The 10,169-nt window shown below is 60.9% G+C and carries 8 protein-coding genes; 6 read left to right on the top strand and 2 right to left on the bottom strand.

Annotated features, from left to right (window positions below; translation table 11 throughout):
* Positions 1 to 168 precede the first annotated feature (168 nt).
* From xerD to AC13CY_RS03855, 6 genes are all read left to right on the top strand, one after another.
* A complete protein-coding gene (gene xerD, locus AC13CY_RS03880; protein ID WP_058579710.1) occupies positions 169 to 1,050 on the top strand; it encodes a site-specific tyrosine recombinase XerD in 882 nt (293 codons plus the stop codon).
* Positions 1,025 to 1,816, top strand: coding sequence for a DsbC family protein (locus AC13CY_RS03875; RefSeq protein WP_044629619.1), 792 nt, complete (start codon positions 1,025 to 1,027; stop codon positions 1,814 to 1,816). The genes xerD and AC13CY_RS03875 overlap by 26 nt, the downstream gene beginning before the upstream one ends.
* Before the next feature lie 85 nt (positions 1,817 to 1,901).
* Positions 1,902 to 3,218 (top strand): homoserine dehydrogenase, encoded by a 1,317-nt coding sequence (locus AC13CY_RS03870; RefSeq protein ID WP_044629618.1) that lies wholly within the window; start codon positions 1,902 to 1,904, stop codon positions 3,216 to 3,218.
* A 3-nt stretch (positions 3,219 to 3,221) separates the two neighbouring features.
* Positions 3,222 to 4,610: a threonine synthase gene (gene thrC / locus AC13CY_RS03865; protein WP_483052322.1), complete on the top strand. Its 1,389-nt coding sequence runs from the start codon at positions 3,222 to 3,224 to the stop codon at positions 4,608 to 4,610.
* A gap of 6 nt (positions 4,611 to 4,616) precedes the next feature.
* Complete coding sequence (locus AC13CY_RS03860; RefSeq protein ID WP_172515359.1) at positions 4,617 to 6,413, top strand: single-stranded-DNA-specific exonuclease RecJ; 1,797 nt, start codon at positions 4,617 to 4,619, stop codon at positions 6,411 to 6,413.
* A gap of 70 nt (positions 6,414 to 6,483) precedes the next feature.
* On the top strand, positions 6,484 to 7,101 hold the full coding sequence (locus AC13CY_RS03855; protein ID WP_062359474.1) for a YitT family protein: 618 nt from the start codon (positions 6,484 to 6,486) through the stop codon (positions 7,099 to 7,101).
* A gap of 75 nt (positions 7,102 to 7,176) precedes the next feature.
* Here AC13CY_RS03855 and AC13CY_RS03850 read toward each other — a convergent pair whose 3' ends face one another.
* Positions 7,177 to 9,690 (bottom strand): heavy metal translocating P-type ATPase, encoded by a 2,514-nt coding sequence (locus AC13CY_RS03850; RefSeq protein WP_483052321.1) that lies wholly within the window; start codon positions 9,688 to 9,690, stop codon positions 7,177 to 7,179.
* Complete coding sequence (locus AC13CY_RS03845; RefSeq protein WP_172515360.1) at positions 9,663 to 10,115, bottom strand: MerR family transcriptional regulator; 453 nt, start codon at positions 10,113 to 10,115, stop codon at positions 9,663 to 9,665. The genes AC13CY_RS03850 and AC13CY_RS03845 overlap by 28 nt, the downstream gene beginning before the upstream one ends.
* Positions 10,116 to 10,169 lie beyond the last annotated feature (54 nt).

Raw genomic sequence — 10,169 nt, 5'->3', positions numbered from 1 at the left:
AGTGGTTTTATGATCAGGGCCTGATATCGATACTGGATACGGTAAGATGGCTTAAACGTTCTGCATGAACCGCCGTGGTACGGAACCGTATGCCCGGTGGTGTGGGAGGGCGCCGGGGGTGACCCCGGCCCCTACCCGATTGTCGCCTTGTAGTGAGACCGTTAGCCTATGAGCGTGATTGATGCTTATCTGGATGCTCTGTGGTTAGAGCAGGGCGCCAGCGACCATACGCTAGCGGCCTATCGTCGTGATTTGACCGCTTGGCAAGAGCAGCTCGAGCGCGATGATGAAACGTTGCTCACGGCGTCCCCCGCGCGGTTTGGCGCTTGGATGGAGCAGCGCCGCGAGCAGGGATACCAGCTGCGCAGCAATGCACGGATGTTGTCGTCGCTACGCAGTTTTTATCGCTGGGCACGGCTCTATGGACATATAGACAGCGACCCGCTGGCCAACGTGTCGCTCCCCAAAGTGCGCCCCAGCCTGCCCGATACGTTGGAAGAAGACGAGGTCGAGCGCCTGTTGCTGGCCCCGGATGTGGGCACGCCGCTGGGTGTGCGTGATCGCACCATGCTGGAGCTGCTTTACGCCTGTGGGCTGCGGGTGTCTGAGCTTGTTGGCCTGACCGGCGATGCAGTCAACTTGCGCCAGGGGGTGGTGCGCGTGCGCGGCAAAGGGGATAAAGACCGCCTAGTGCCCATGGGGGAGGAGGCCGCCGAGTGGCTAGCGCAGTACTTAAAAACGGCGCGGCCAGCGTTGATGCAGGACCCAACGCGCCCAGCGCTGTTCCCCGGGCGAGGCGATAACTCAATGACGCGGCAGACATTTTGGCACCGTATTAAAGCCCACGCCATCACGGCAGGAATATCGCGGCCGCTGTCGCCTCACACGTTGCGCCACGCATTCGCGACTCATTTATTGAATCATGGGGCTAATTTACGGGTCGTACAGCTGCTGTTAGGTCATAGCGACCTATCCACCACACAAATTTATACTCACGTTGCCCAGGCGCGCCTGGAGCAACTGCATGCTGACCACCATCCACGAGGTTAATCAAAGAATGCGCCAACGTATGCCTTCAGCTGCGAAATCCTGTGCCCCCTGGCTGGTGCTGGCGGGCAGTTTACTGCCTGCTTTTGCCTACGCCGATGATGTTGCCGAGCGCTTGGCTGAAAATTTACAGGTGAACGGCCAGCCGATGCCGGTAGAGCAGGTGAGCGCCACGCCGATGGAAGGGATCTATCATGTTCGTCTGGAGAGCGGTGAGTCGTTTTACTCCAATGCCGACGGTAGCCACTTTTTGGTAGGGGACCTCTACCAAAATGCGGATAATGGACTAGTGAATCTGACCGAGCAGTCCCGCAACCAAGAGCGAGCAGCGGCGCTGGCAGCGATTCCCGAGAGCGAGCGCGTCGTGTTTAGGGGCGTCGAGGAGCCCAAGGCCACGGTGGTGGTGTTTACCGACCCCACCTGCCCCTATTGCGAGCGCCTCCATGAGACCGTGCCCGAGCTCAACGAACGTGGGATTGCGGTACACTATCTCGCTTTTCCACGAGCTGGTATGGGCAGTGGCGCCGCTAACACCCTCCAGCAAGTCTGGTGCTCTGATAACCGCAGTGAAGCGATGAATCAGGCTAAAGAGGGCCAGACGATTGCCGCAGAAGCCAGCTGCGATAACCCGGTGGCAGATCAGTACGCCTTGGGGCAAGCGCTAGGGGTACAAGGCACGCCAGCTATTATCCTGCCCGATGGGCAAATGGTGCCTGGATTTGTACCCCCCGAGCGGCTCGTTGCCATGTTAGGCTTGGAAGATGAATAACGTCACATAAGTGACGAACGGACACGCTGAGACACTGATTTAAGAAGCGGCACCCGCGGGTGCCCAACACGAAAGGGGAAGTATTTTGAAACCGGTAAGAGTAGGCATTTGTGGGTTAGGCACTGTGGGTGGCGGCACCTTCAACGTATTAACGCGCAACGCGGATGATATTAGCCGCCGCGCAGGCCGCCCGATTGTGATTGAGCAGGTTGCCCACCGCAGTATTCATCCCGACTGCGATATTACCGGCATTAACGCGACATCCGATGTCTTCGAGGTGGCGAACAACCCCAACGTAGATGTGCTGGTCGAGCTGATTGGCGGATACGATATTGCCCGCGAGCTGGTGCTCACCGCGATTGCCAACGGCAAGCACGTGGTCACCGCCAACAAGGCGCTGATCGCCGTTCACGGTAACGAGATTTTCCGTGCGGCCCATGAAAAGGGCGTGATCGTTGCCTTTGAAGCCGCCGTCGCGGGGGGGATTCCCGTCATCAAATCGCTGCGTGAAGGCCTGGGTGCTAACCGTATCGAGTGGGTCGCGGGCATTATCAACGGCACCGGTAACTTCATTCTGACTCACATGCGCGACGAAGGCCGTGCCTTTGAAGACGTATTGGCCGAGGCCCAGGCGCTTGGCTATGCCGAAGCCGACCCGACGTTCGATGTGGAAGGCATCGATGCCGCCCACAAGCTGACCATCCTGGCCTCGATTGCCTACGGCGTGCCGTTGCAGTTTGAAAAAGCTTTCACCGAAGGGATCTCCCGCATTACTGCCGAAGACGTGGAGCAGGCCGACAACCTCGGTTACGTCATCAAGCATCTGGGGATCTCCAAGCGTACCGATCAAGGCCTTGAGCTGCGTGTTCACCCCACGTTGATTCCCAAAGAGCGCCTGCTGGCCAATGTGCATGGTGTGAAAAACGCCATTGCGGTCATGGGCGACGCGGTTGGCCCCACGCTGTATTACGGCGCGGGTGCGGGTGCTGAGCCAACGGCGTCTGCCGTGGTGGCGGATCTGCTGGACGTGGCCCGCGACATCGCCACCGACCACCACTACCGGGTACCTTATCTGGCGTTTAGCGGCATCGACGAAGACGTGAGCCAGCTGCCGATTATGCCGATGGAAGAGATCACCACGGCTTACTACCTGCGCCTGCTGGCGGTAGACCGCCCCGGTGTGCTGGCCCGTGTAGCGACCATTCTGGCCGAGCAGGGCATCTCCATTGAAGCGCTGATTCAGAAAGAGGCCACCGAAGGCGAGCTGGTACCGATCATTCTGCTGACGCATCGCACCAAAGAGAAGCAGATGAACGAAGCGATCCGCGAGATCGAAGCCATGGCGGATATTGCAGGCCCCGTCACGCGTATTCGCGTGGAAAGCCTGGACGAGGGAGAGTAACCGATGCGCTATATCAGCACGCGTGGGCAAGCGCCCGCCCTCTCGTTTGAAGAGGTGGTGCTCACCGGTATGGCTAGCGACGGCGGCCTCTACGTACCGGAAACCGTTCCGACCTTCAGCCGTGAAGAGCTGGCCAGCATGGCCGGGCTCTCCTATGCCGAGATCGCCTTTCGGGTGATGAAGCCGTTCGTCAATGGTGAGATCGACGACGAGACCTTCCGCCGTTTGGTGACCGAGGCGTACGCCACGTTCAACCACGACGCAGTGGTGCCGTTAAAGCAGCTGGATGCCAGCCACTTCCTGTTAGAGCAGTTCCACGGCCCGACGCTGGCGTTTAAAGACGTGGCGCTGCAACTGTTGGGGCGACTGCTGGATCACTTCCTGAAAAAGCGTGGTGAACGCGCGGTGATCATGGGCGCCACCTCTGGCGACACCGGCTCGGCGGCCATCGAAGGCTGCCGCCACTGCGACAACCTCGATATTTTTATACTGCACCCCCACAACCGCGTCTCCGAAGTGCAGCGCCGTCAGATGACCTCGGTGCTCGCCGACAACGTCTTCAACATCGCCATCGAAGGCAACTTCGACGACGCCCAGGCGATGGTCAAGGCCAGCTTTGCCAATCAAGGCTTCTTGAACGGCACGCGGCTTGTGGCAGTGAATTCGATCAACTGGGCGCGCATCATGGCCCAGATCGTCTACTACGTGGCCGCAGGCGTGGCCTTGGGTGCGCCCCAGCGGGAAGTGAGCTTCTGTGTGCCGTCGGCCAACTTCGGCAACGTCTTTGCGGGCTATATGGCTTACAAGATGGGGCTGCCGGTGAAGCAGTTCATCATTGCCACCAATGCCAACGACATTCTGCATCGTACCCTGGCGGCCAACGACTTCTCCAAGAAAGAGCTCGCGGCCACGCTGGCACCCTCTATGGATATCGTTGTGTCGTCCAATTTCGAGCGCCTGCTGTTCGATGCCTACGACCGTGATGGTGCCGCCGTGGCAGCTCTGCTGGAGCGCTTCCAGCAAGCGCCCACCGCGCTTGCCGATGCGCCGCTGGCCAAGCTGCGCGAGAAGTTCGCCAGCTACAGCGTCGATGACGAGACGATTCTAGAAGTGATTCGAGAAGCGCATCATCGCACCGGGGAAATTCTTGATCCGCATACGGCTACCGGCTACCGAGCGGCCGAGCGGGCGCGTGTGGATACCTCCACGCCGATGATCACCCTGGCCACCGCCCACCCGGCGAAGTTCGCCGAGGCAGTGGTGAAAGCGGGCTTCCAGGGCGTACCGCTGCCGACCCACATGGACGACCTGCTGGAGCGCGAAGAGCGCTACACGGTGTTGCCCGCCGAATTGAGCGCGGTACAGCAGTTCGTCGCTGACAACCGTCGCTGAGGTGATATGACCCAAGTGTCACCCCTTTCTCAGCAGAGTAACCAGCCCCGCCTAGAGCCTCGTCCCCTGGACGAGGCTGTTTATTTGCGTGCGCAATCCGAAGGGCTGAGCGAGCTTCAGGCAAGGCTTTTGGCGTCGCGGCTGCCCGGCTATACCGGGGAGCTTGCGCCGCTGGTGTCGCCCAGCCTGCGCTATCTCGTGCATCCTGAAAAACTTGCCGATGGTCGCCGAGCGGCGGAGCGGATTGCCCAGGCGGTCGCCGAGGGCGAGTCCATAGGCATTCTGACCGACTACGATGTGGACGGCATCACCTCTCACGTGGTCATTCGGCGTACGCTGGTCGAGCTATTTGGCGTGCCCGAGCACAAGCTACACAGCTTAATTGGTCACCGCATTCACGACGGCTACGGCATCAGCCTGCCGCTGGTGGAGCGAACGCTGAGCTTAAAACCGCTGCCCACGCTGGTGATTACCGCCGACTGCGGCAGTTCTGACGAGCCGTGCATTGCGCGGCTGAAAGCAGCCGGTATCGATGTGGTGGTCAGTGATCACCATGCGCTGCCCCTGGAAGGCCCACCACCCTCGGCGTATGCCTGCGTGAACCCGACCCGCAGCGACTGCCACTACCCGGATAAAACCATTGCGGGCTGCATGGTGGCGTGGCTGCTGATGTCGCTCGCCCGCGGCGTACTGGTGGAGTGGGGCGTATTGCCGGAGGCCACGCCGAAGCTCTCACCGTGGCTCTCCTACGTGGCGTTAGGCACCGTGGCGGACTGCGTCTCGCTAGGCGGAAGCCCCGCCAATCGGGCGGTGGTCAGCCATGGCCTGACGCTAATCAACCGCATGGACGCCGCCTGCTGGCGAGCCATGGCCGCGCGCTTAGGGGCCGACAGCGTGCCCTTCAACGCTGAAACCTTGGCGTTTCAGATGGGCCCCAGGATCAACGCCCGTTCGCGGCTAGATGACCCCTACGCGGCACTGCACTTTATGCTGGCAGAGAGCGACGGCGTCGCGAACCGTCAACTCGAAGTGCTGGACCAAGATAATCAGTCCCGCAAGGCGATTGAGGCAGATATGGCTGAGGAGGCGCGGGCGCTCGCCGTTCCCGCCTTGGAGGCCAACGAGCCTGCCGTCGTGGTGCTGCTGGAAGATGGCCACCCCGGCGTGCAGGGCATCGTCGCTTCAAGGCTGGTGCAGGCCTACGGACGCCCAGCCGTGGTGCTTACGCGGGCGGCGGCACCCAATATGCTTACCGGCTCCGGCCGCTCTATTGACGGGCTGCATTTACGGGACGCACTACAGCGCACCTTTGAGCTTGCCCCAGAGGCGCTGCCGCGCTTTGGAGGCCACAGTGGCGCTGCAGGCGTGGGCGTGCCACGGGAGCAGCTCGACACCTTCAAAGCCGCGTTTTTGCAGGCGGTCGGTGAGCAGCTGGGCGATACACCGCTCTACCCGCGTCTGTGGACCGATGGCGAGCTCTCGACCGCCCAACTCTCGCTGGCGACGCTGGTGGAAATCGAGACGTTAGGCCCCTACGGGCGGGAGTTCGACCCGCCGCTATTTGAAGGGCGCTTTATTGTGGAAGCGCTGCGCCCGGTGGGTGCAGAAGGTTCGCACCTGATGATGGAGCTCTCCATGGGGGCCGTCACCAGCAAAGCGATTTGGTTTCGCGCGCTCACACCGGGGGAGTTGCCCTCGTTTAGCGTGGGCGATACGCTGCACTGCGCTTACAAGCTCAATCGCAACCGCTGGCGCGGTCGCGAGTCATTGCAGCTCATGGTGGAGCACGCTAGCCCCGTTTAATACTCTCCGCTATCCTCGCGTCCTTGGCCGCTTAAGCGGCCGCTCTAATAATCCTAAAAAGGACGCACTCATGCGCATGGAAGACCTGCCTAAAGACCCTCACAAGCCCTACGAAGACATCATGGCGATGCTGTTGGGCACGCTGTTTGTGGCGCTAGGGGTGACGTTTTACACCCACGCGGTGCTGCTCACCGGCAGTACCGCAGGGATGGCGCTACTGCTCAATTACCTGACCGGGTGGGGATTTGGCGTGTGGTTTTTTGCCATCAACCTGCCGTTTTACTATCTGGCGATCAAACGCATGGGGTGGAGCTTTACGCTGCGCACCTTTGTCGCCATTGGCTTGGTCTCGCTGTTCTCCGAGCTTACTCAGGGGTGGGTCGAATTTGCCAACGTGCCGTCGCTCTACGCGGCACTGATGGGCGGCGCATTGATGGGGATTGGCATGCTGATGCTGTTTCGCCACCGCACCAGCCTCGGCGGTATCAACATTCTTGCCCTCTACCTGCAGGATAAACATGGCCTGCGGGCAGGCTATGTGCAGCTCGGCATCGACGCCGTGATCCTGCTGGTGGCACTCACCCAGCTACCCCTAGACCGCGTAGGCTACTCGGTGTTGGGGGCGCTGATGCTCAACTTGATTATCGCCCTGAACCACAAGCCAGGGCGTTATATCGGGGTTAGCTAAACGGTTGCTAGTTAAGCCAAAACCACCAGACGATCAAGCCAATGACGGCGATACCCGCAAGATTGATCAGTAAACTCATACGGCCTCCTGCTGGGTGGGCTTCCATAACCGCAGGCGGTTGGCGTTGCTGACCACGGTGATGGAGGAGAGCGACATGGCCGCGCCCGCAATAATGGGTGACAGCAGCATGCCGGTCATGGGGTAGAGCACGCCAGCGGCAATCGGGATGCACAGCACGTTATAGCCAAACGCGCCGATCAGGTTCTGCTTGATGTTAGAGAGCGTGGCGCGGCTCAGTTCAATCGCCGTGGCCACGCCGTGTAGTGAGCCGCGCATCAGCGTAATACCGGCGCTCTCCATGGCGATATCGGTACCCTGGCCAATGGCAAAACCCACGTTGGCCCGGGCCAGCGCGGGGGCGTCGTTAATACCGTCGCCCACCATGCCGACCACTTCGCCTGCCGCTTGGCGGCGCTCAATTTCTGCGTGCTTGTCGTCAGGCGTCATACCTGCCTTGAACTCGCTAATGCCGACCTCGCGGGCCACCGCAGCAGCGGTATGCTCGTTATCGCCCGTCAACATCACCACGGTTAACCCATCATCCTGCAAGCGCTTCACGGCGGCAGCGGCATCTTTGCGCAGCGGGTCGCTAACGCCGAAGAGGGCGGCCAGCTTGCCGTTGACGGCCAAATAGACCAGCGAGCGCGCCTTGGCTTCCAGCTGGCGAATGCTCTCGTCTGCTGGGGAAAGGTCGACGCCAGACGCTTCCAATAAGCGCGCATTGCCTAGCAGCAGCGTGTCATTGGCTTGGCTGGTGCCTTTAACACCGCCGCCGGTCACGCTATCAAAGCTAGCCAGCGTATCAGGGCGGGCGTCGTGCTCTTCGGCGTAGGCCGTCAGCGCTTTGGCAAGGGGGTGCTCCGAGCGGCTCTCTAGGGCGGCCACCCAGGCCAGCACTTGGGCGCTATCATCGTGCAGCACCGTTGCCTCGGTCACACGAGGTTTGCCTTCGGTCAGTGTTCCCGTTTTATCGACGACCAGTGTGGTCAGGCGGCTCGCGGTTTGCAGCGCTTCGCCGCTACGCACCAGCACGCCATGCTCGGCGGCTTTGCCCACGCCAATCATGGTAGAGATCGGGGTGGCCAAGCCCAGCGCGCAGGGGCAGGCGATAATTAGCACGGTAGTAGCAGTAACCAGCATATGAATAGCCACCGGAGCGGGTCCGAGGTTGTACCAGGCAAGGGCCGTTAGCACCGCAATAATCATCACGGTGGGTACAAATACGCCTGATATTTTATCGGCCAGCTCGCCAATCGGTGGGCGGGAGTTTTGTGCGCTGGCCACCTGCTCGGTAATGCGCCCCAAACGGGTATCGCGGCCGATGCGCGTGGCGCGGTACACCAAGCTACCGTTACCGTTCACCGTGCCCGCGCTTACGTCATCGTCCGCTGTTTTATGCACGGGCACCGGTTCGCCGGTAAGCATGGATTCATCGATATAGCTCTGGCCGTCGAGCACTACGCCATCCACCGGCAGCCGCTCACCGGGGCGCACGCGAATATGGTCATCCAGCGCTACATCGTCCACCGCGATTTCTTGTTCAACGCCGTCGCGTATCACCCGGGCGGTTTTCTCCTGCAGGTCGAGCAGCCGTTTAAGGGCGCTGCTGGTGCGGCCTCGGGCGCGTAGCTCCATGGCGTTGCCCAGCAGAATAAGCCCGACCACCATGGCCGACGCTTCAAAATAGATGCCGTGAGCCACCTCAGGCAACCAGGGGGCGAAGAGCACTACCATCATCGAGTAGAGCCAGGCGGTGCCGGTGCCCATGGCCACCAGGGTGTCCATGTTGGCTTGGTGGTGCTTGAGTTGTTTCCAGGCGTTGGTGAAAAAGTGCCGCCCAGGAAAGGCCAAAATAGCCAGCGTCAGCAGGCCAATCACCAGCCAATACAAGCGGCCGGCGCCCATGGGGTGTGGGTGATAGACGAACATGCTCAGCATCAGTGGAATGGCGAGGGAGAGCGACAGCACGCTGCCCTTGAGGCGCTGGCGGTAGGTAACGGCCTCTTGCGCCTCGCGAGTGCGCTCGGCTTCACGTATATCCACAATCGGTTCGGCGCGATAGCCTGCCTCAGCAACGGAGGCCATTAGCGCATCAGGCGTTGCACTGCCTGTAACTTGGGCAGTGTGCGTGCCGAAATTCACCGAGGCGCTGTTCACTCCAGGCGTGTTGGCCAGCGCCTTCTCAACGCTTTTCACGCAGCCCGCACAGGTCATACCGCTAATCAGCAGGCGCAGTTGGGGCGCATCCACGGGAGCGCTCTGCGATTCAGCGGGTTCAGGTGCGTCGGGGTGTGGTGCGTCACTCGCGTCGTCGCTGGGCGGGTAGCCCGCATCGTTGAGCGCACTATCCAGCGCTTGATCGTCAAGGGAGCTGGTCACTTCCAGACGCTTTTCTGCAGGAAACCCTTCCACTTGGGCGGCCGGGTCCTGGGCTTGAATCGCCTCACGCATGCGCTTAACGCAGCCCTGGCAGTTCATACCCGGCACGGTGCGTATCAGCATCACGGTTTGCTCGGTGTCGTGCTGCATGGGGCCTCCTCAGGAAAACTTTCGATTAAGCGGCACAGGCTATGGCCGTCGGGGGTGCCGTCGGGCATGTCGCGCCAGCTCTCCAGTGCCTGCTCCATACGCTCGGCAAGTGCCTCTAGCTCGGCAATCCGCGCGCGTATTTGCGGCAGCCGGTGGGCAAGCAGATCGCGCACTAGCGGGCAGGGGGAGTCGCCTTGGTCGGCATGGGCCAGGATGTCGCGGATCTCCGCTACGCTAAACCCTAGCTTGCGCGCCCGCTGAATAAAGTGCAGGCGCTCCAGATCCGCAGCGGAATAGAGCTGGTAACCGTTATCAGGGTGCCGTTGGGGCGATAGCAACCCTTCTCGGGTGTAATGGCGGACGGTTTCAGCAGTGACGTGACCGCGCTTGGCAAGCTCGCCAACTTTTAAATCGCTTAACGACATAACCTCCCCCTGATTGGCGGTAAATGTTCAAACTGCATTGTAAAACCTTTGGGT

It is taken from the genome of Vreelandella sp. L-15, from assembly GCF_056857635.1.
Note: the sequence above shows the minus strand (reverse complement) of the source record. Positions and strands in the feature narration are given on the sequence as shown.